Consider the following 21,296-nt stretch of genomic DNA (forward strand, 5'->3'; position numbering starts at 1 on the left):
ACCTGCGCCGGGGAGTGTATTTCCGGCGTCCGCTCGGCGGCTCTGTCCGAGCAGGAGCGCTCTGACTCCGTCTTCCCACCGGAGGGTCCCGAACATGGTTACCGGCCTGAGCCGAACTGAACTCACTGCGCAGTACCTGGACGAGATCAAGCGACGCGGGATCTCCGCCGGCGAGCTCGTCAGCACCCAGCCCGAGTCCGTCGGGTTGCAGTCCTTCTACGGCGGCCGGTACCTGTCCCGGCCGCTGTTCCTCGGCACCGACGAATGCGATCAGCTGGCGAACGACATCCTGACCATGCACGCCGCGCTGATCAGCCTGCCCGACAAACTGTACGGCGGTGATCTGGCCGCGTTCGCCCGCTCCGTCGGGATGACCGACGTACAGGTGTCCGCCGTACTGCGCAGCCGTGGTGCGACCGTGACCAAGCAGAGTCGCGCCGACCTGTACATGGACGAGACCGGCTTCAAGCTGCTCGAGTTCAACATGGGCAGCGCGCTCGGCGGCATCGACCAGTCCGACATGGCCCGCGCGCTGCTGGACCAGCCCGTGCTCGCGGACTTCGCGAAGACGCATCGCCTCGGCTACGTCGACACGATGCGCGAGCAGGTCAACAACATGTTCGTCGAGTGCGGCTTCGAGTACGGCTCCCGGCCGGTGCTGGCGACCGTCGACTGGCCGAGCAGCTACGAGACCCTCGAGCCGTACATGCGGCACTTCGCGACCCGCCTGCACCAGATGGGGATCGACGCCCACGTCGGCCACATCGGGCAGCTCGAGGTGCGCGACGGCGGCGTCTGGCTGGGCGAGCGGAAGGTCGACATCATCCAGCGGCTGTTCATGCTGGAGGACCTGCTCGAGTACCCGGACGCGCCGGCACTGATGGACCCGATCCTGGACGCCGCGGCCCGCGGGGAGGTGAAGATCTTCACGCCGCTGGACTCGGAGATGTTCGCCAGCAAGGGCGCGCTGGCCGTGCTGTCCGACGAGGCGAACCGCGAGTACTTCGACCAGCAGACACTGGCCAGCCTGGACCGGATCCTGCCGTGGACGCGGATGGTGCGCTCCGGCCCGGTGACGATGGAGGACGGCAGCCAGGTCGAGCTGATCGACTACGTGCTCAGCCACCAGGACGACCTGGTCCTCAAGCCGACCTCACGGCACAGCGGGGAAGGCGTGCTGCTGGGCTGGCGCGCCGACACCGGCGCAGAGCTGTGGGAGGAGCGGGTCCGGGAAGCCCTCGACGGCCCGTGGGTCGTCCAGCGCCGGATCCGGCCGGTGCCCGAGCTCTTCCCGATGCCCGACGGCGACCCGGCGCCGTGGATCGTGAACTGGGGCGTCTTCACCGTCGTCAACGGCTTCGGCGGTGTCTACGCCCGGGCCGCCACGGTCGAGTCCGACCTCGAGGTGGTCCGGCTGTTCGCCGGCGCCTCGGTCGGCTGCTGCCTGCAGGTCCTGCCGGAAGACTCCGACGTCGAGCCGGGAACCGCCCTGCCGGTACGGAAGCACTAAGCCCACAAGGGAAAGGGCCGGTACGGCGAATGAACGCCGTACCGGCCCTTCTTTATGGTTTGCTCAGGTCGCGGCTTCGGGGGTGGGACCAGGAGTGGCGTCGGTAGCCGCGTCGGCCTCGGACTTGGCTTCGGCCGGCTGCTCGTCGGGGCGGCGCATGCCGATCCGGGCGCAGACCGCGGAGAGGATCGCGACGCCGGCCGCCCAGAGCCAGAACGTCTGGCCGACCTTGTCCCACAGCCAGACGCCGACGGCCGGACCGACCGCGTTGCCGAGACCGAAGACGCTCAGCATGGCGCCGGAGTACCGGCCGCGCAGGTGCGGCGGTGCGACCATGCCCGGGTAGGCGAACGTGGTCGGCGCCCCGATGATCTCCGACATCGTCCAGATCAGCGTGCCGATGATCAGCAGCACCGGGATCAGCGCGATCGCGTAGACGCCGTACCCGACCGCGACCAGGCCGAAGCCGGCGATGGCGGTCAGCCGCAGCGGCCAGGTCTGCACGTACTTGGTCGCCGGTACTTCGCACACCGCGACGACGACGGCGTTCGCCGAGACGACCAGGCTGTACCACCACAGGCTCAGGCCGTCGTCCACGATCGCCAGCGGGAGCACCGCGATGTACTGGCAGTAGACGATCGTCACCAGGAACACGGCGGCCAGGTAGAAGTCGTAGCGCCAGTCGGCCAGCACCGCGCGGTAGCCCTGCTTCGGTTCTGCGGCCTTGGCCGCATCGGCTGCCGGGTCCCTGTCGGCCTTGCCCGGCAGGAACTTCCAGGCGATCGCGCTGTACAGGACGGCCGCGAACGCCTCGGCCCAGAACAGCAGGTTGTACGAGACCGACACCAGCGCGACGCCGACGATCGGGGTCACCGCGGTGCCCAGGTTGATCGCCAGCCGGTACATCGCCATCGTCATCACGAGCTGGCCCGGCTTGGTCAGCTCGGCCAGCATCGCCTGCGCGGCCGGGCGGTTCAGCTGGCTCACGGTGCTGACCGTGAGGATCGCCAGCAGGATCACCCAGTAGACGTCGATGTACAGGATCGAGACGATCAGCGCGGCGGAGCCGAGCATGCTGATCAACGTCGCCGCCCGGGCACTCAGCCGGTCGGTGAGCCAGCCGCCGACGAACGACCCCAGCACATGGCCGGCGCCGTACACGCCGAGGGCGAAGCCGGCCTGGCCGGCGGTGAACCCGCGGTGCGTCATGAACAGCACCAGGAAGATCTGCAGGAAGGCGCCCAGCCGGTTGACGAAGACACCGAACAGCAGCGCCTTCGACGTGACCGACGTCTGGCGCCAGGTGGCGATGGCGCCGAGCCCTTCGCCTGGCTGCTTGGTCGTGCCCGGTTCGCGTTCTTCGCTCATCAGATGTTTCCCCTCGATGCCGGCGAGCGCCATGCTCCGGCAGGTCATTGCCGGAAGGCATTTGGTCCCGCAGGCTACCGCTCCGAGCGGCTCACGCACAGGGGTCGAAGCCAACAAAACAAGGCGTATCAGAGCCGGGCCGACCACGCCTCTGATGAGGTGACGGCGACGCGTAGCCGAGCGCACGTGCGCTCTTGTCGACATGCCTGCAGCCAGGAGGATCGGACCTTATGACCACAGAAACGACGGAGGCCCTCCAGCGGATCCCGGACGACTTCATGCAGAGGCCGTACGAGATTCTCGAGCCGTACCGGAAGGCCGGCCGGGTGCACCACGTGATCTTCCCGCACGGCGCCGACGTCTGGCTCGTGACCCGGTACGCCGACGTGCGCGCGCTGCTCCAGGACCCGCGGGTGAGCAAGGACGGCCGGCGGATGAACGAGATGTTCGCCCGCCACACCGGCACCTACGTCGAGGACGAGAAGCCCGACGTCGGCTTCGACGACGAGCTGTCCCAGCACATGCTGAACAGCGACCCGCCCCGGCACACCCGGCTGCGCTCGCTGGTCAGCAAGGCCTTCACGCTGCGCCGGATGGAGGCCTTCCGGCCGCGCATCGAGCAGCTCGTCGACGACTACCTGTCCAAGCTCGAGGGCCGCGACGACGTCGACCTGGTCGGCGAGTACGCCCAGCCGCTGCCGATCGTGATCATCTGCGACGTGCTCGGCATCCCGTTCGAGGACCGCGAGCGGTTCCAGCAGTGGGCGGTCGAGCTGGTCGGCGCCGGCCACCCGGCCGAGGTGGTCGAGAACGCCTCGAAGAACGTGATCGAGTACGGCCACCGGATCATCGAGATGAAGCGCAGCAACCCGGCCGACGACATGGTCAGCGCGATGATCGAGGGCTCCCCGAACGGCGACCGGCTGTCCGACGACGAGCTCGTCGCGATGATCTTCCTGTACACGGTGGCCGGGCACATCACCTCCCAGCACACGCTGTCGAACGCCATCCTGAGCCTGCTCACCAACCCCGACGCGATGGCCCGGCTGCGCGGCGACCTGGAGATCATGCCGCAGGCGATCGACGAGCTGATGCGGTACGACGGCGGGGTCGGCGTGGCCACCTTCCGGTTCACCGCCGAGGACATCGAGATCGGCGACGTCGTGGTGCCGAAGAACAACATCCTGGCGCTGTCGATCCTGTCCGCGCACCGCGACGACGAGCAGTTCCCGAACGCGAACACGCTCGACCTGGACCGCCGTCCCAACGGCGTTCTCGGGTTCGGCCACGGTCCGCACTTCTGCATCGGCCAGCCGCTGGCCAAGCTGCAGACGAACATCGCGCTGACCCGGTTGCTGGAACGCTTCCCGGACCTGCGGATGACGGCGGACCCGAGCTTCCTGGAGTGGGAGCCGAGCACGCTGCTGCGCGGCATGCACCACCTGCCGGCCGCCACCATCCCGCCCAAGTCCTGAGATCCGAAGCAGGCAACGAGAACACCGCCCCGGCCGACTCGGCCGGGGCGGTGTCTCTTCGTTGCTCGGAAGCGGGAATCACTCCTCGACGTAGAACCAGTCCTCGGGGGTGATCAGGCCGTACGGGTTGACCGGTTCGACGCCGCGCAGGTTCTTCGCGACCTCGAACATCCGGTTCGGGAAGCCCGGCGACCAGATCGTCGGCACCTGCTCGGCGATGTAGTCCTGGTACTCGTACATCGCCTCCGGGTCGTCGCTGTGCACGGTCCGGTCGATCAGCTCGTCGGCCTTCGGGTCGCTGTAGTCGCCGAAGTTGCTGCCGCCACCGGTCGCGAACAACATCTCGCCGGTGAGGTGACCGTAGTACGACCAGCCGCCGTTCCAGGTGTTGATCTCCCACAGCCGCTTGCTCGGGACGTTCGGGCTGTGGTCCTCGGCCACCATCACCGAGCCGTACACCGGCTCCAGCTTCAGCTCGATGCCCGCCTTGGCCGCGTCCTCCTTGAACATCTCGAGCATCCGGGTCAGCGCGACCTTGCCCTCGACGTACCGGACCGTGAACGACAGCCGGTCGCCGATGTCGACGCCCTCGCCGGCGCAACCGGCCACCTCACCCGGCTGGACGCAGCCGGCCGGCAACGTGCTGGTGTCCCAGCCGTGCGCCTCGAGCAGCTCGCGGGCGGCGTCGACGTCGAACGGCATCGGCTCCTTGCGCTGCTTCGGCGACACGTGCGGGTTGGCCGGCGACGGCGGCACCGGCCCGTCCATCCGGTACGCGTTGCCGTGGTAGATCTCCCGGATCGCCCGGTCCTGGTCCAGGCACATCTGCAGCGCCTGCCGGACGTAGGTGTGCTTGTAGATCCGCGCCGCCGTCGAGTCGTTGTCGAAGTTGAACGGCATGTAGCGCACCACGAACAGGTCCTGCGGCACCAGCCGGTACTTGTCCGCGAGCGGGTCCGCGCCGTCGTCGGTGAGCCCCATCCCGAACGGCAGGTACCCGATCTGGATCCCGTCCGGCGCGTCCGGCCCGGCCTGCAGCCGCTCGTACATCAGCTCGTCGGTGTCGTTCTGCACCTGCCGGAACTCGTCCAGGTGCGGCTTGTTCGGGCCGGAGTACTTGTCGTTCGGGACGAAGGTGACCACGCCGTCGAGGGTGTAGCTCTTCAGCCGCCACGGACCGTTGACGACGCTCCAGACCGGGCTCTCGGCCCAGCCGCCCCGGAAGTGGTTCGCCTCGACCGTCCAGTCGCCGTTCTGCGAGACCAGGTAGTCGTAGACGGCCGGGATGTCGGCGACGTCGTACGACGCCCGGGCCGGTCCGTCCTCGGTCCGGTCCCAGGCCTTCGGCATCGGCGTGATCAGCGACAGCTGGTTCATCTCCACCCAGGTCTTGGAGTACACCTCCTGGAAGGTGAACCGGACCTTGTCCTCGGCAACCTTCTCGTACGACGTCAGGTTGTCCGGGAAGTAGCCGGGGACGTAGTAGCCGAGCCGGTCGCCCTTGACCGCCATCATGTTCACCCAGAACATCACGTTGTCGGCGCAGATCGGCTCACCGTTGGACCACTGCCACGGCTTCAGCGTGACGGTGACGCTGAGCCCGTCCTCGCTCCACTCCGGCGGGTAGGCCAGGCTCAGGTCGGGGTTCACCTCCGGCCGGCCCTGGTAGCCGAGCCAGTACAGCGGGCGGAACATCAGCACCTGGAACTCGTACAGGTTGCGGATGCCGATCCGCTCCCGCGGCGTGAACGGGAAGATGGCGGCCGGCGGGAAGCCGGGGTTGCAGGCCCAGGTGACCGTGCCACCCTTGATCGGCCGGCCGTCCTCGGACGGCTGGTCGGACTGCTGCTCGCTCAGCACAGTGGACATCCAGGTCACCTCTCGTCAGTTGAATCAGGCCGTCAGGCGGGGAGCCGTGGCCGCTAGGCGTACGTCGATCTGCGCGGCGAACTCGAACGCCGTCCGGATCGCCTCGTCGAAGGTCGGTCCGCTGGTGCAGAGGAAGCCGAGGATGTTGTTGCCGTCCGGCGGGCGCCGGACCACGTCACCCGGCTTCGCCGTGATCTTCAGGAAGAACACCCGGTCGGACTCCGACACCGCGGGCGGCACGGTGATCTCCTCGATCAGGCCGGGTCCGCCGATCAGGCAGGTGCCGGCCAGGTGCACACCGGTCGGGCGGTAATGGTGCACGTCGGGCTTGATCCCGGCAGCGACCGCCATCGTCGCGCGGATCGGGCAATACCCGGCACTCAGTCGGGCGAAGTAGTCCAGCCCGCCACCACCAGGTCGTACGGCGATCTCCAGCAGGTGCGGCTTGCCCTGGTGGAAACGGACCTCGGCGTGCATCACGCTGCGCCGTAGGCCCTGCGCATGCGCCGCCTTGGTGACGACCTCGTGCACAGCGGCCAGCTGGTCGGCATCGAGCGCGGTCGGCGCCCGGTGCGCGTCGTCGTCGAACGTGTTGCCCTCGATCGTGATCCGGTCGACGATCGAGCCCAGGTACACCTCGTCGTCCCAGGCGAGCGCCTCGATCTGCATCTCGTGCCCGTCCAGGAACGACTCGACCAGCAACCCGGCCGGCCCGAGGTCGATGCCGTCGGCCTCCATCCGGAGCCACGACATCTGCGCCATCCCGGCCAGCGCCTGCGGGAACGTGGTCCGCAGCTCGTCCGGGCCGTCGATCCGGAAGACGAAGTTGCTCGCGGCACCCAACGTCGGCTTGAGGATGACCGGGTAGCCGAACTCGCCGGCGGCCGCGAGCGCGGCGTCGACGTCCGGCGCCAACCGGAACCGGGGCACCGGAGCGCCACCGCGCTGCTGGGCCTCCCGCATCAGGAGCTTGTTCCGGCTGACCCTCGCCGCGTCCAGGCCGACTCCGGGCAGGCCGAGCGCCTCGGCCACCGCGGCGACCGTGAGCACTCCCGACTCGGAGAACGTGAGTACGCCGTGGAACTGCTCGGTGGCATGCCAGTCGCGAGCGACCGCGATGATGTCGTCGATGTGCTTCGAGCCGGCGATCCGGTAGCGCGGGGCCGGCCAGTAGTCCGGTTCGCCGAGGCCGTTGAGCACGAACAGGGTGCCGCCGAACTCCTCGACCTGGCGGTAGCGGGACTGGTAGTAGCCGGCGTTCTGCACGGCTTCGAGTGCGAGCAGCTTCATGGTCCTCTACTCCTCACCGACCGCGGCGAGGTGCCGCGGCCTGTCGACCGAGTCCAGGCCGGTCGGGCGGGGCGGCGCTCCGACGGCACGATCGGCGATCGCCCGCGCGATCTGCGGCGCGAACTTGAACGACATCCCGCCGCAGGCGGCGTACGCGAGGACCGTGCCGGCGCCGTACGTCGCGAGCATCGGCCCACCGCGCGTCCGCTCGGCGAGGTAGAAGCCGTCAGTCGAGTCGACCACCGCGGCGGGATCGAAGTCCGGGAACAACTCGGAGAAGACGTCGACGAGGTGTGCGCGCCACTGGTCGGGCGTGACCCGATCGGTCATCTCGTCGACCGGCCGACAGGCGCTCGCGGCACTCAACCGCAGCGGCGCATCCGACTGTGGCACGGTCGGCATCAGCCAGGCGTCGCGAGCGGGGCCGAGCCCGAGTACGGCGGGCATGCCGGTCGAGTCCCGGAACCACTTCGGCGCCCGGTACGACAGCATGGTCTGCCGGTACAGCGTGAGGTCCGAGGAGATCGCGGCAGGAACGAGTTCGCGGGACCACGGCCCGGCCGCCATCACCACCCGGTCGGCCGTATGGGTCCCGCCGTCGGCGCAGCGGATCAAAGCGCCCTGGTCGTTCTGACTGATCTCGACGACCCGCTTGTGCGGGTGCAGCCGGACCTCCGGCCGACGGCTCAGCCAGCGTGCCAGGGCGACCAGCGCGTGATCGGCCAGGACGACGCCGGCCGTGGCCTCCAGTACGGCGCCGGTCCCGTCTGGGAACCGGATCCGCGGATACCGGCCCGCCAACTCGTCCGGGGACAGCGTCCAAGCCTTCGCGCCGGCCGCAGTGAGTACGGCGAGCTCGGCCGCAGCGTCCTGTACCGGCATCGCGGTGAGTGCGCCGGCCGGGTGGTAGAAGCGTGAGCCGACCTGGTCCTCGACGTCCATCCACCCGGCATGTGCTTGTGCGGCCGCCTGCGTCAGTGCCGGTTCACCGCGATGCAGCGCGCGGACCACGCGGAGCCGGTCGTTCGAGGTGGCCGACGGCGAAGGGATCGGGCCCGCGTCGACGAGATCGACCGCGTCCACGCCGGCCGCGCGGACGCACTCGATCGCCGTCAGCAGTCCGATCACGCCGCCGCCGACCACGGTGATGCGCATCCGGGATCACCGGCCTCCGGCGAGCTCGCCGCCGGCCGGGCCGGCCGCGAGCAGCGGTGGCGCGAACGGCGTGACCTCGGCGACGTCGAAGGCTCCGGCGACCAGGGGCCCGGCGTCCGGCGAGTCGTCGAAGGCGCCGGCTCCACGTGCCGCGTCCGAGAGGTCGATCAGGATCGGTGACGCCAGCGCCAGCAGTGCCTTGACCTCGCAGAACAGGTCGCCCCAGCTCTCGGGCTGCTCGTCCAGCCCGACACCGTCGAGTGCCGCCGCGCGCCGCCGCAACCGGTCGATCTGGATCAGCACGGTGTCGGCCGAACGGTTCAGGTTGAACGTCGGCATCTCGTAGCCGAGGTCGAACCGCTCGAGCATGATGGTGATCCGGCTCCGGGCAGCGTCCGACACCGGCAGCCGGCTGCTGTCGTCGCCGGCGTTGGCGATCGCCTTGGCGAGCGTCCCGGCCAGCTGGTTCCAGGGGCCGACCAGCCGCTCCTCGGCCATCTTGTCCAGGCCGGCCCGGCTGAACGTGGACCGCTGGTACTCCGGTGCGGTCAGCGCAAGGTAGAGCCGGGCGACATCGCGCGGCACCTCCTCGAGCAGCTCCTGCGGCGTCAGCACGTGTCCCTTGCTGGTGGAGAACTTCGAGCTCTCCAGCTCGTAGAACTCGTTGTTGATGATCGACTCCGGCCAGACGTACTTGTCGCCGTGCGCCATCAGCATCGCGATGTGCGGCAGGCAGAAGTAGTAGGCGTTGTCGAAGCCGAGGAAGTGCACGATCCGCAGGTTCTCCGCCTTCCGCCACAACTCACCCGGCACGGTGTCCCGGCCGAGTTTGTTCGCGGCGTACGACGTGGTGAACATGCCGGCCGGGATCAGCTCGAGCCAGGCGTTCAGCACCTGCCCCGGAACCTCCGGGAACGGCGCCTGGATGCCCCAGGACAGCGGGAACGTGATCGGCACGTCCTGCAGCGGCCGGGCCAGCAGTTCGGCGATCATCTGCCGGACGTGCGGCCGCCGGTGCGCGGCGAGCTTCTCGTGGTACGCCGTCAGTTGCTCGCGGTACTCCTCCAGCGGCAGCACCATGATGGTGGCCTCGCGATAGGTCAGCTTGTCGCTGGGGTCGATCGTCGAGTGCGGGTCGATCAGCTGGTCGTAGTTGTTCGGGTGGCAGCAGGTCTCGCACAGTCCGCCGCGGCTGGTCGTCAGGCAGACCGGGCAGTCGCCCTCGATCAGGCCCTCGACCATGAACTCGCCGGTCCGCTCCAGGTAGGGCAGCCGGACGGTCTTCAGCCGGAACACGCCGGCCGCGTGCAGCGCGCTGAAGTACTGCAGCACGGTGGCACGGTAGGTCTGGTCGAACGGGCCGAACCCGTCGATCGAGATGCCGATCGCGCTCAGCGCCTCCTGGATCCTCGCCGTCGAGCGCTTGCACAGCTCCTCCGGCGTGATGCCCTCCCGGCCCGCCGAGGCGACCACGTAGGTCTGGCTGTCGTCGGTCTCGGAGGTGAAGATGACGTTCCGGCCGCGGGCCCGCTGGTACCGCGCGTACACGTCGCCGGCCAGGTACGGCCCGGCGATGTGGCCGAGGTGCATCCCGCCGTTCGGGGTCGGGTTCGGACCGAGGACGAGGACGGGACGGTCGTCCTCGGACGGCAGCACACGGGTCATTCGCTGGCTCCTACTCGCTCGGCGGTCTCGATGGCCTCGGCGGCCTGGGCGTTCTCGGCGACGTTCGCGGCGGCCTTGGCGGCGAGCGCCTCGGTGTCCGAGCCGGCGTACTCGGCGAGGAACCGGTGGGACATCTCCGGGTCCCACCAGATGCTGCAGAAGACGAAGTCCTCGTCGTTGTGGTTGTGCACGCGGTGCAGCTGGCCGGGCGTGAAGTAGGTGACGTCGCCGGCCCGGAACGGCTGCCGGTCGCCGCCGCACTCGACGATGCACTCGCCGGAGACCGCGACGAAGATCTCCTGCTCGTGGTGGGTGTGCAGCTTGGACACCGTCCCCGCACGGCAGACGGCGTAGGAGACCTCGAACGGCGCGTTCAGCACCGGCCACGGCTGCAGTCGCTGCGTGTCCACGCCGTACTCGTGAAGCAGGTTGTCGCGGTCAAGCCGGGAGATGTGTACGACCATGGTTACCGTCCAGAAATCTGCTCGAAGGTGTTCGGACCGTCCTGGGTGTGCCGGGTCTCGATGACGGCCTTGTGCGGGTCGCCGGCCAGGATCAGGTCGATCACCGGCGCGCCACCGCCGCCGGGTGTCTGCACCGACCGGCTGTACAGCACTCGCAACTGGCTCGGCTCGAGGCCGCTGATCCGCTCCAGCTCGGCGGCCAGCTCCGGATCGTTGGACGCGCCGCCCAGCAGGCGGTGGATCTCGCCGAGGCGGGCGGCCAGGCTCGGGTGTTCGCGGTTCAGGAACCGCTCGAGCCCTTCGCCTTGTCCGGCGAACGGGGAGTACGTCATGCAGACCAGGTGCTCCTCGGTGAGCCCGAAGGTGTCCAGCGCGTACTCCTGGGCGGCGAGCCGCATCCGCTTCAGCGCGTCCGGGCTGTCGTAGCGGGCGCGCATCATCTCCACCAGCCCGTCCGGGATGTCCTTCTTGCGCATCAGGCCGAGCGCGAACTCGACGTACTCGGCCAGGCCCTCGTCGTACGAGCGCTGGAACAGGTGCTCGGCCTTCAGCCCTCGCAGGTGCGCCATCAGCGCCGGGTTCGCGCAGTCGGACTCGGTGAAGCTGAAGGCGAGGTCGTCGAACTGGAAGCCGAGGAAACCGGTCAGCAGGTCGAAGTGGTCGCCGGCCGCGTACGCGGTCTCGCCGTAGATGGTGAAGAACTTCAGCCGCTCCGGCACCTCGGTGCTGACCCGGCGGTCGGCGATCGCGTCGATCGCCTCCGGGCCGTGGATGTCGGCGAAGTACGACTGCGCGATGCCGTCGAGCTGGCCGAGCACCCGGCCGAAGCCGTTCTGGCCCTCGCGCCGGGCCGGCGCGGTCTTCAGCCGGCGCGACAGCCGGCCGACCCAGAAGGTGTACTGGCGCTGCTCCTGCGGCGAGTCGCCGGTGATCAGCACGTCGGCGCCGTCGCCGTACGCCGCCGCCAGGCCGAACGCGTTGAAGACGCTGAGGTTGCACGAGTTGCAGAACGTCGGCCGCCCGTCGGCGAACGTGCGGTGGCCGGTCATCAGGATGTCGAGCCGGTTCCGCCGTACGACGTGGTCGCGCTGCGGGGAGTCGACGTCGAACTCGCTGATCTCGTCGCCGTCCACGAGCAGCAGCTCGCAGTCCGGGTCGTCGTTGAGCCGCAGGGCGCGGTACTCGCGGTCGATGTTCTCCATCACGGCGCGCGGCATGCCGGCGTGCCGGTTGGTCGCCACCCGCATCCGGAACGTCCGGCCGTGCACCTTGTACAGGATCAGCTGCATCGCCCGGACGAAGGCCAGCATGTACGAGCTGTCCTTGCCGCCGCCGAACGCCACCAGGACGAGGTTCTTCTCCAGCTCCGGCCGGTGCGGCAGCTCGGCCTCGAGCCGGCCGCTGCAGCGCAACGCCTCGGCCATGATGTCGGGTGGCATCGCTGCTCGCAGACCTGCGAACGCCTGGTCCCGTGCCCGCGTCACGTCGTCGGCCGGGGCACGATCCAGTTCGAGTGTTGTCATCCGGCTCTCCCTCGAGGGCTGGGTGGTTCTCCCACGCGTTAGAGCCCGGACGGCCGCTCCGCTGATACAGCCGCGGGGACCCGGTCGCGGTGGGCGAGGATGTCGCGGCAGATCTCCTCGGCCCGCTGGGCCAGCACACTCAGCAGGGAGTCGGAGATGCCGTGGGTCTCCTCGTTGACGCCTTGGAGGTAGCAGGCCGCGGTGCTGTCGGCGCCGAGCTCCAGCCGGTACTGCCGGGAGACGTCGATCCGGTCCAGCTCGAGGCTGCTCGCCAGCTCGCGGACCATCCGCGGCATCCGGGTGTCGAAGCCGGTGCCCAGGAAGACCAGGTCGCGGTGCAACTCGGTGACGGCGCCGGTACGGCGGTCGGTCAGCTCCAGCACCACCTCGTCTCCGGCCTCGCGGGCGGCGGTGATGTCGACCATCGTGACGAGCCGCCGGTCGGTGCGCTCGTTGAACTGGTCCAGGTACAGGTCGGCGTACAGGTGCTCGAGCATCGGGGGAGTGACGACGGAGTAGTTGGTCCGGTACATCTCCCGCAGGATCTGCTCGCGCGCCGCGGGCGGGGCGTCGTAGAACTCGTCGACGTACGACGGGTAGTACAGCTCGTTGGTGAACTTGCTGGACTGGTCCGAGCTCAGCCCGATCGACCGCATCAGCCAGCTGATGTCGCTGTCCGGCAGGTCGTCGCGCAGGGCGCGGAACATCTCCGCGGCGCTCTGCGAGCTGCCCACCAGGGCGACCCGGTAGGGCAGCTCGCCGGACAGCTCGGCCACGCGGCGGCGGTAGTCGGTGCTGTGCACGATTCGGTTCGGCGGCAGGTCGGCGAGGACGGGCGGGATGTTCGGCTCACGGCTGCCGCCGTACACGAGGAAGCGGCTGCTGATCGCCTTACCGTCGGCCAGCGTCGTGAGCCAGCCCGTGACCGCTCCGGTCTCGTCCCGTCGCGGCGCCACCGCCACGCACTCGCGGCCGAGCTCGATCCGGACCCGGGTGAGCGACTCCGCCACCCAGCGCAGGTACTCGGCGAACTCGACCCGGTACGGCGTGAACGTGCTCATGTTGACGAACGAGTCCAGCCGCCCGGTCTCGTACAAGTGGTTCAGAAACGAGAACCGGCTCCGCGGGTCCCGCTGCGTCACCAGGTCCTTCAGGAACGACACCTGACTGGTGGCCCACGGCATCAACATCCCCGGCTGCCACTCGATCGCCAGGTTCCGGTCGATCAGCAGCGACCGCTCGGCCAGCTCCGGCGCCAACTCCTCGAGCGCCACCGCCAGCCCCAAGTTGGACGGCCCGGCCCCGATGGCCAGCAGTTCGACTTCCACCTCGGACAAAGACCCCTGCTCAACCATCAGCCCGCCTCGTCTCTCGCCATCACCTCCTTTCGAGAGCGCCCCGCCGGTCCCCGGTGATACACCGGTGGTTGCATCTTGTTGCGGTCCCGTGCGAGTGCTTTGCTGATGAGTGGGGGTGCGGTGCGGACGGGCTGGGTGCCCGCGATCACCGCAGCGGACGATGACCGATGGATCGAGTACGCCGTACCTCGTGGTGGAGACCGGATCGCACGAAGGGCAGCGGATCAACCTGACCGGCAGCCGCCTGACGGTCGGCCGGTCGACGGGCTGCGACGTACGGTTCGAGGACCCGTACCTGAGCCGCACGCACGCGGCGCTGTGGCAGCAGGGCGGTGTGGACTACGTCGAGGATCTGGGCTCGGCCGGCGGCACCTTCGTGAACGGGGAGGCGATCAAGGCGCCGCGGCGGCTGAACCCGGGCGACCACGTGACGTTCGCGGACCTGCGGCTGCGCTACCGCACCGACGGCGGCCCGCCGACCGCGGTCCGCTACGACGTCGGCGCTCAGCAGGCGCACACGATCAACAACGTGGCGCGGGACCAGTACGTCATCCAGCAGCGGGAGAACTTCTTCCGCGAGATCGCCGCCACGAAGACGAAGGCGCGGGGACTGATCTGGACCGGTGTCGTGGTGTTCCTGATCGGGCTCGGCATCGCCGCCGTCGGCTGGTACACCTACTTCGGCCAGATCCTGGACTTCTCGTCCGCCTCCGGCATGCCCACGCAGGACGACTTCAGCGGCTTCCTGGTGTTCGCGCTCGGCGGCCTGGTCAATCTCATCGGCATGCTGCTGATCGTCGCCGGGATCGTGCTGCACATCGTCGCCACCGCGCGCCGCCGCCGGGTCGACCGGGAACTACCGCCACCCCGCGGATGAGATGAGTCGCGATGACCTTCAACATCGGCAACCAGAACGCCGCCAACATCAACAACGTCGGCCGCGATCAGCACATCACCGGCGGCCAGACCGGCATCGTGGTGACACCGGAGCAGGCCCGGCAGGCCTTTGCCGACCTGCGCGCGGGCGTCCAGGCCACGCCGCTCGACCCGGCAACCTCCGCCGCTGCGCAGACCGAGCTCCACGAGGTCGAGACCGGCCTCAGCCGGCCCGAGCCCGATCGGCAACGGATCGCCGGGAGGCTCGAGCGCCTGACCCGCATCCTGATCGCCGCAGGCTCCCTGACCTCAGCCGCATCGGCCCTGTTCACCCCCCTCCGCACCCTGGCCCAGTGGCTGGGAGCAGCCGGGGCGCCGATTCTCGGCCTGCTCGCAGCACTGGTCTGACCGCTATCCGTTGAGTTTGGCCTTGAGGGCGGGAGACACGCTCTTGGCCAGGAGGTCGTCGCGGATGGTGTCGGCATTGCTGTTGGCGGTTGCCGCGAGGCCTCGGTCCGTGGCGGTCAGCATCGCTTCGAACCGGCGGTAGAGGGCGGGGTCGGTGGCGAGGTGGAAGGCGAGCTCCTGGCCGACCTGGCCGAGGTCGACCGGGACCTTGTCGGTGGTGGTGTTGAGGACGGTGGCCAAACCGGCGTTGAGTCCGTCGAGCGTCGTGACGGTGTCGCCGGCGTCGTAGAGGTGGCCGAAGGTTCTGCTTCCACCGCGGTCGACGGCCGCGTGCTCGTCCGCGGTCGGCGCGAGTGTGGGCACCGTGCGGCCGTTGGGGAGGGGCGCGGACAGGAGTGCGTCCGCGTCGACCAGGCCACCGCCGAACTGGCCGGTGGGCCAGCCGGGCATGGGCGCCGCGGTGGACCGGAGCAGTTGCAGGAAGGTCGGGGCGATCTTCTCCCGGCCGCCGCAGGCCTGGATGACGGTGTTGCGGCCGTGCTTCGACAGCCACAGTGCCGCGATTCCGGCGACGGTCGCGACGGCGTACGAAGTACCGGAGCCTTGAGTCACGTCGGCGCGATTGTCGTTCTTGTGCGCCTTCGCATGCCAGACCCGGTCGCCCGGCGCGGTGATGTCGACCGCGTGACCCCTCGACGAGCCGCTCCACGGGTTGCCCGCGGCGTCGCAGGCGGCGACGGCGACCACTTCGTCGTACGCGGCGGGGAAGACGACGAAGCGGACGCAGTTCCCGGCGGCCGCGAGCACGATGACGCCCTTGTTCCGGGCGTAGACGACGGCGTCGTGCAGGCGGTCGCTGCCGAGGCCGCCCATGCTCATGGAGATGACGTGGGCGCCGCGGTCGGCGGCCATCTCGATCGCGCGCGCCAGATTGAGGGTGTCGAGGACGACAACGCTGTCCGAGACGCGGTAGGGGATCAGCTTGGCGAACGGCGCGGTGCCTGACACACCGTTGTGCGCGTTGGCCTGGGGACTGACGATGACGCTCGCGGTCGCGGTCCCGTGGCCTGGCGTTCGCCAGGGCAGGCCACCTCTGAGCTCGTCCAGCGCGTCGCTGTCGTTGCGGAACAGGTCGAAGCCCTGGTCGGCCAGCAGGCTCGAGGCGATCTCCGGGTGCTTGCGGTAGCCGGTGTCCGGGTGACCGACGACCACGTCGAGGCCGGGTGGCTTGCTCGGGTCCGTGAAGTGATGGGACCAGGCCTGGACGACCTTGGTCATCGCCAGGCTCCACTCGTGCGGCTTCGCCTTGGCGAGGTCGTCCCCACTCCCGCAGAACCAGTCGGCCGCGCCGAACGCCGCGGCTTCCAGGCTTCCGTCGCCGGTGATCCCCCAGTCCGGGCGATCCGTGACCCAGGCTTTGAAGACCGGCTCGGCGCTGGCGATCCCGCGGTACGCCCGGAGCCGGTAGGTCCGGTCCCACGCGTCCGCGGCCTTCAGTGCGCCCTCCTCGGCGAACACCTCGAAGTAGTTGGTCCGGCCACCGTAGTTCCGCACCTGCCAGTGATCGCCGAGCTCGTCGGCGATCGCCTTGTCGAGCTTCGCCCGCGCGGCACCGCTCGTCGTCTTCACGGCGAAAGCCTGGAAGACCGGTTCGGCGTACTTCGTCCTTCGCCTCGCGACTCGTCCGTTCATCCGCTGCTGCGCCCCCCAACGCGACGTCGCCCTGGAAGAGGGCGTCCGGCACTTACCACAAACACCCAGGCGATTCGCCCTGTCAAGCTCAGCCGACGGAGGGGCCCAGGCCTAGGGATTGGGGAGTGCTGGAGTCGGGGGAGGGTTGGTGGAGGCCTTCGTCGAGGGCGCCGTACTCGGTCATCAGGGCGGGGCTGCCACCCCAGGGGGTTTGCTCCTCCGCGATCAGGGTGTTGGTGGTGAGCAGCAGGCCGGCGACCGAAGCGCCGTTCTGCAGGGCTGATCTGGCCACTCGGAGCGGGTCGACCACACCCATCTCGAGCATGTTGCCGTAGCGGCCTTCGAGGGCGTCGAAGCCGTCGTCCGGTCCGAGTTGCTCGATCCGCTCCAGCACCTCCTCGCCGGAGTAGCCCGCGTTCGCCGCGATCAGGTACGCCGGCTCGCGCAACGCCCGCCGTACGATCTCCACGCCGATCGCGTAGTCGTCCTTCACCTCGAGGTCGTCGAGGGCCGACGCCGCGTGCAGGATCGCCACCCCACCGCCCGCGACGATACCCTCGGCCATCGCCGCCCGGGTCGCCGACAGCGCGTCCTCGACGCGGTGCTGGAGCTCCTTCAGCTCCGCGGGGGTCGGTGCGCCGACCTGGATCACCGCGACCTTGCCGGACAGCGCGCCGATCCGCTCGGTCAGCACGTCCTCGTCGACCCCGAACGTGGCCCGCTCCAGCTCGGCCCGCAGCTGGGTGAGCCGGAAGGCGACATCCTGCTCGTGGCCGGCGGAGGCGATGATCGCCGTCCGGTCGGCGGTCACCCGCACCTGGTCGGCCCGGCCGAGCTGCTCGAGCGTCATCGTCTCCAGCGTGAAGCCCGAGTGCCGGCTGAGCACCGCGCCACCGGTGATCGCCGCGATGTCCTCCAGCTTGTGCAGCCGCCGGTCGCCGAAGCCCGGCGCCTTGACGCCGACGCACTGGATGTGGCCGTTGACGTGGTTGTGCACGAGCATGCTGAGCGCGGTGCCCTCGAGGTTCTCGGCGATGATCACCAGCGGCTTCGGCTCCCGCATCATCTTGTCCAGCAGCGGCATCAGCTCCTGCACCTTGGTGATCTTCTCGCTGCACAGCAGGATGTACGGGTCGTCGAGCACCGCCTGCAGACTGCCCGGATCGGTCACCATGTACGGCGACAGGTAGCCGTTGTCGAACTCGAAGCCCTCGACGAAGTCCACCCGCATCCCGTGCGCGGTCGACTCCTCGACGGTCACGATGCCGCCGGCGCCGACCGAGTGCAGGGCCTTCGCGATCACCGCGCCGACCAGGTCGTCGTCGTTGGCCGAGATCGCCGCCACCCGGGCGAAGTCGTGCTCGGTGACGACCGGGTGGGCGACCTCGCGCAGCCGGTCGACCAGCCGCGCGACCGCGAGGTCGATACCGCGCTTGACCAGGACCGGGTTGCCGCCGGAGCCGATCGCCCGCATGCCCTCGCGGACGATCGCGTGCGCTAGCACCGTCGCAGTAGTGGTGCCGTCGCCCACGATGTCGTTGGTCTTGATCGCGGCTTCCTTGACCAGCTGGGCGCCCATGTTCTCGAACTGGTCCTTGAGGTGGATCTCCCGGGCGATCGTGACGCCGTCGTTGGTGACCACCGGCGAGCCGGTGATCTTCTCCAGGATGACGTTGCGGCCCTTCGGGCCGAGGGTCGATCTGACCGCCTCCGCCAACTGGTCCACGCCGGCCAGCATCAGCTCGCGCGCCTGCTCACCGAATCGCAGTTCCTTGGCCATGGCCCCTCCTCCTTGACTGCCCGGTCCGGGCGAACGGTGTGTCGGTTCGGTGCCGGTTCGGGTGCCGGCTGAGCGCGCTAGGGAACGAGGATCGCGCGGCCCCGCACCCGGCCGGCGTCGAGATCGGCGACGGCCTCGACGGCCGCCTCCAGCGGGTAGGTCCTGGTGTGCAGCGTGACCTTGCCGGCCTGGGCCAGCGCCATCAGCTCGGCCAGGTCGTTGTAGGTGCCGACGATGTTGCCGATGATGTTGCGCTCGGTGGAGATGATGTCCAGGGTCGGGATCTGCAGCTGGCCGCCGTACCCGATGACGAAGTACGAACCGCCCGGCGCGGTCATCGCGAAGCCGTCCGCCTCGGCGCCCTGCTCGGCGACGAAGTCGAGTACGACGTTCGCGCCCGGGCCACCGGTGAGCTCCTGCACCGCCGCCACGTGTTTGCCGTCAGCAACGATCGTGTGGTCGGCGCCGAGCTGCTCGGCGAGCTTGAGCGCGTCCGGGTTGCGGTCGACCACGACGATCGTGGTCGCGGTCAGCGCGGCCAGGCACTGGATGCCGATGTGACCGAGCCCGCCGGCGCCGATCAGCACGCAGGTCGTGCCGGGGGACAGCAGCGGGATCGCCTTGCGGACCGCGTGGTAGGCGGTGATGCCGGCGTCGGCCAGCGCCGCGACGTCCTTCGGCTGCGTCGACGGGTCGAGCTTCACGCAGGCCCGCGCGGACGTCAGCAGGTACTCGGCCATCCCGCCGTCGCTGTCCAGGCCGGGGAACGTGCTGAACGCACAGTGCATGTCGTTGCCGGCCCGGCAGGCCTGGCAGAGCCCGCAGGTCGGGGTTGGGTGCAGGATCACCGTGTCGCCGACCTGCACGTTGGAGACGGCCGAGCCGACCTCGTGCACCCACCCGGCGTTCTCGTGGCCGATCGTGTAGGGCAGTGCCGGAGCCATGGCCTCGGCCCACTGGCCTTCGATGATGTGCAGGTCGGTGCGGCACACGCCGGCGCCGCCGATCTTGACGACCACGTCCAGCGGGCCCTTGACGCTCGGCTCCGGGACGTCCTCGACCACCGGTTGCTGGTGGTATCCGTGCAGTCGAACGGCCTTCATTCCTGGTCCTCCTCCTCACCCGCACCGGTCGTTCCGTATCGGTGTCGCAGCATGCCCCGGCAGATGCCGGTGTTGGCCTCGATACCGACTCTGGTGATCCGTGCCTTGCCCAGGTGCAGCGACACCGCGGCACCGGTGACCGGGTCACCGGTGCCAGGGTCGACGAGCAGCGGAGCGGCCGGATCGGTCCGCAGGCCCAGCTCGGCCCGCCGCCGGCACAGCCGGTCCAGCTGTGCCGACGGGGGCAGGTCGCCGAGCGTCATCGTCGCCAGTGCCGCCGGGTCGAGGCCGGCGGCGAGCAACGGCCGGCACACCTGGTCGGTGCCGGCCAGCACCGCCTTCGCGACGAAGGTACGGCGCAACTCGTCCAGCTCCTCGACGGCCTCGCCCTCGAACGAGGCCACGAAGCCGGCCCGGGCCGCCACCCCGGCGTTGATCGCCGGCGCGGCGAAGTGGTCCTCCAGCGCCACGTCGGCACTGCGGACCTCGGGCAGCGCCGAGACCACGTCGTACGCGTCGGCGACCATCAGGAACGCGAAGTTGGGCGCGCAGAAGTACGTCGGCAGCCGGAGCCTGACGACGACGTCACCGGCTGCCGACACGACGCACGACGAGACGAACCCCAGCGTCGTGATGGGCTCGTCGAGCTCCGGGTCCCGCACCGCGTCGAGCGCGGTGAGGACCCGGGACCGCTCCGCGACCGCGGCCGTCATTACTGGGTGACCAGCTTCGCGTCGTCCTGGGCGGCGGGCTCGGCGTGCTTGAGCTGCAGCTCGTCCGGCACCTTGATGTCGTAGAGCTTCGCCGCGTTCAGGCCGAGGATCTTCTTCTTGCCCTCGACGCCGAGCCGCGGGTAGTCCGAGAACTCCTCGCTGTCCGGGAAGTCCCAGTCGACGAAGCCCTCGACCTGCCACTTCGGCTCCCAGATGGCGTAGTCGCTGCCGAAGGTCATCTTGTCCTCGCCGACCCAGAACAGCAGCTCGCCCATCACCTTGGCGAAGAACCGCGGCCGGGCGTGCATCAGGCCGCCGATGACGACGGCCAGGCCGGCGTACACGTTCGGCTCCTGGGTCGCCATGAAGCAGAAGTCCTCGATCCGCGGCAGCCCGACGTGCTCGACGATGAAGTTGAGCTCCGGGAAGTCCGTCGCCGCGTGGTCGATGTCCGCCACGTCGAACGCGTCCTTGTCCAGCGGCCAGATCGTCGGGCCCTTGTGGACGTGGATATTCTTGATGCCGAGCTCCTGCGCCTTCGCCAGGTAGGTGTAGGCCGCCGGGTCGGTCAGCTTGTAGCCGCGCGAGCCGGCGTTCCACTCGGCGGTGTACAGCTTCACGCCGCGGGACCCGTACCGGTCGACGTTGCGCTTCAGCTCCTCCAGCCCGGCGTCGCCGTCACGCGGGTCGAACCGGGTGTTGTGCACGAACATGCCCGGGTGCTTCTCACCCAGCGCGGCGTTGCGTTCGGTGGTGTTGAACCCGTCGCGGTACCACTCCTTCAGGTACGTCGGCTGGAAGATCGCGACGTCCACGTAGCCGTCCTCGAAGACGTCCTTCATCAGGTCGTCCTCGGAGTACTTCATGAACTTCTCGATCGGCCAGTGGGTCTCGCTGGGCGCCAGACCCATGTACGCGTGGAAGCACTCGATCCAGCCCTTCGCGTACTGCTCCTGGCCCGGCACCCAGTTGTCGGGTGAGGCGTCCCAGAAGTGCATGTGGCTGTCGACCACGAAGTACTTCTCGCCATCCTTCTCGTACACGGTC

At 69.3% G+C, this 21,296-nt stretch carries 17 protein-coding genes; 4 read left to right on the forward strand and 13 right to left on the reverse strand.

Annotated features, from left to right (window positions below):
* Positions 1 to 94 precede the first annotated feature (94 nt).
* On the forward strand, positions 95 to 1,510 hold the full coding sequence (locus ACIBGM_RS02705) for a hypothetical protein (protein WP_396384251.1): 1,416 nt from the start codon (positions 95 to 97) through the stop codon (positions 1,508 to 1,510).
* 63 nt (positions 1,511 to 1,573) lie between these two features.
* Here the strand turns inward: ACIBGM_RS02705 and ACIBGM_RS02710 are convergent, their stop codons facing one another.
* The gene (locus tag ACIBGM_RS02710; RefSeq protein WP_396384252.1) at positions 1,574 to 2,878 is read right to left on the reverse strand and encodes an MFS transporter; all 1,305 of its coding nucleotides are present in this window, start codon (positions 2,876 to 2,878) and stop codon (positions 1,574 to 1,576) included.
* Between the two features lie 230 nt (positions 2,879 to 3,108).
* Between ACIBGM_RS02710 and ACIBGM_RS02715 the strand changes: the two genes are divergently transcribed.
* Positions 3,109 to 4,353, forward strand: a complete 1,245-nt coding sequence (locus ACIBGM_RS02715; protein ID WP_360526706.1) for a cytochrome P450 — start codon at positions 3,109 to 3,111, stop codon at positions 4,351 to 4,353.
* A gap of 78 nt (positions 4,354 to 4,431) precedes the next feature.
* Here the strand turns inward: ACIBGM_RS02715 and ACIBGM_RS02720 are convergent, their stop codons facing one another.
* Genes ACIBGM_RS02720 through ACIBGM_RS02750 form a run of 7 tightly spaced genes read right to left on the reverse strand, consistent with a single transcriptional unit; the run spans position 4,432 to position 13,647 of the window.
* A complete protein-coding gene (locus tag ACIBGM_RS02720) occupies positions 4,432 to 6,222 on the reverse strand; it encodes an ABC transporter substrate-binding protein (RefSeq protein ID WP_360526710.1) in 1,791 nt (596 codons plus the stop codon).
* 24 nt (positions 6,223 to 6,246) lie between these two features.
* Entirely contained in the window at positions 6,247 to 7,512 is a 1,266-nt protein-coding gene (locus ACIBGM_RS02725) for an ATP-grasp domain-containing protein (protein ID WP_360526713.1), read from the reverse strand.
* 6 nt (positions 7,513 to 7,518) lie between these two features.
* Positions 7,519 to 8,667 (reverse strand): NAD(P)/FAD-dependent oxidoreductase, encoded by a 1,149-nt coding sequence (locus tag ACIBGM_RS02730; RefSeq protein WP_396384253.1) that lies wholly within the window; start codon positions 8,665 to 8,667, stop codon positions 7,519 to 7,521.
* Between the two features lie 6 nt (positions 8,668 to 8,673).
* Positions 8,674 to 10,332 (reverse strand): class I tRNA ligase family protein, encoded by a 1,659-nt coding sequence (locus ACIBGM_RS02735; RefSeq protein ID WP_360526719.1) that lies wholly within the window; start codon positions 10,330 to 10,332, stop codon positions 8,674 to 8,676.
* Entirely contained in the window at positions 10,329 to 10,796 is a 468-nt protein-coding gene (locus ACIBGM_RS02740; RefSeq protein WP_360526722.1) for a cupin domain-containing protein, read from the reverse strand. Before ACIBGM_RS02740 ends, ACIBGM_RS02735 begins: the two co-directional genes overlap by 4 nt.
* Before the next feature lie 2 nt (positions 10,797 to 10,798).
* On the reverse strand, positions 10,799 to 12,319 hold the full coding sequence (locus ACIBGM_RS02745; protein WP_360526725.1) for a PqqD family protein: 1,521 nt from the start codon (positions 12,317 to 12,319) through the stop codon (positions 10,799 to 10,801).
* 38 nt (positions 12,320 to 12,357) lie between these two features.
* The gene (locus ACIBGM_RS02750; protein ID WP_360526998.1) at positions 12,358 to 13,647 is read right to left on the reverse strand and encodes a SidA/IucD/PvdA family monooxygenase; all 1,290 of its coding nucleotides are present in this window, start codon (positions 13,645 to 13,647) and stop codon (positions 12,358 to 12,360) included.
* Between the two features lie 190 nt (positions 13,648 to 13,837).
* On the opposite strand from ACIBGM_RS02750, the gene ACIBGM_RS02755 reads away from it, so the two are divergent.
* Together ACIBGM_RS02755 and ACIBGM_RS02760 are read left to right on the forward strand one after the other, a co-directional pair.
* Positions 13,838 to 14,554: an FHA domain-containing protein gene (locus tag ACIBGM_RS02755; RefSeq protein ID WP_360526728.1), complete on the forward strand. Its 717-nt coding sequence runs from the start codon at positions 13,838 to 13,840 to the stop codon at positions 14,552 to 14,554.
* 11 nt (positions 14,555 to 14,565) lie between these two features.
* Entirely contained in the window at positions 14,566 to 14,961 is a 396-nt protein-coding gene (locus tag ACIBGM_RS02760) for a hypothetical protein (RefSeq protein ID WP_360526731.1), read from the forward strand.
* Between the two features lie 3 nt (positions 14,962 to 14,964).
* Here the strand turns inward: ACIBGM_RS02760 and ACIBGM_RS02765 are convergent, their stop codons facing one another.
* The 5 genes from ACIBGM_RS02765 to ACIBGM_RS02785 all read right to left on the reverse strand — a co-directional run bounded on the left by ACIBGM_RS02765 (position 14,965) and on the right by ACIBGM_RS02785 (position 21,292).
* Positions 14,965 to 16,653, reverse strand: a complete 1,689-nt coding sequence (locus tag ACIBGM_RS02765; RefSeq protein WP_360526735.1) for a S8 family serine peptidase — start codon at positions 16,651 to 16,653, stop codon at positions 14,965 to 14,967.
* 88 nt (positions 16,654 to 16,741) lie between these two features.
* Complete coding sequence (groL, locus tag ACIBGM_RS02770; RefSeq protein WP_360526738.1) at positions 16,742 to 18,433, reverse strand: chaperonin GroEL; 1,692 nt, start codon at positions 18,431 to 18,433, stop codon at positions 16,742 to 16,744.
* Positions 18,434 to 18,510: 77 nt separating this feature from the next.
* Entirely contained in the window at positions 18,511 to 19,536 is a 1,026-nt protein-coding gene (locus ACIBGM_RS02775; protein ID WP_360526741.1) for an NAD(P)-dependent alcohol dehydrogenase, read from the reverse strand.
* Positions 19,533 to 20,249 carry an iron-sulfur cluster assembly protein gene (locus ACIBGM_RS02780; protein WP_360526744.1) on the reverse strand — a complete coding sequence of 239 codons (717 nt, stop codon included), beginning with the start codon at positions 20,247 to 20,249 and terminating at the stop codon, positions 19,533 to 19,535. Before ACIBGM_RS02780 ends, ACIBGM_RS02775 begins: the two co-directional genes overlap by 4 nt.
* The gene (locus ACIBGM_RS02785) at positions 20,249 to 21,292 is read right to left on the reverse strand and encodes an amidohydrolase family protein (RefSeq protein ID WP_396384255.1); all 1,044 of its coding nucleotides are present in this window, start codon (positions 21,290 to 21,292) and stop codon (positions 20,249 to 20,251) included. The genes ACIBGM_RS02780 and ACIBGM_RS02785 overlap by 1 nt, the downstream gene beginning before the upstream one ends.
* Between the last annotated feature and the right edge of the window lie 4 nt (positions 21,293 to 21,296).

The sequence above is a fragment of the Kribbella sp. NPDC050470 genome (genome assembly GCF_044458365.1).
Classification (GTDB): domain Bacteria; phylum Actinomycetota; class Actinomycetes; order Propionibacteriales; family Kribbellaceae; genus Kribbella.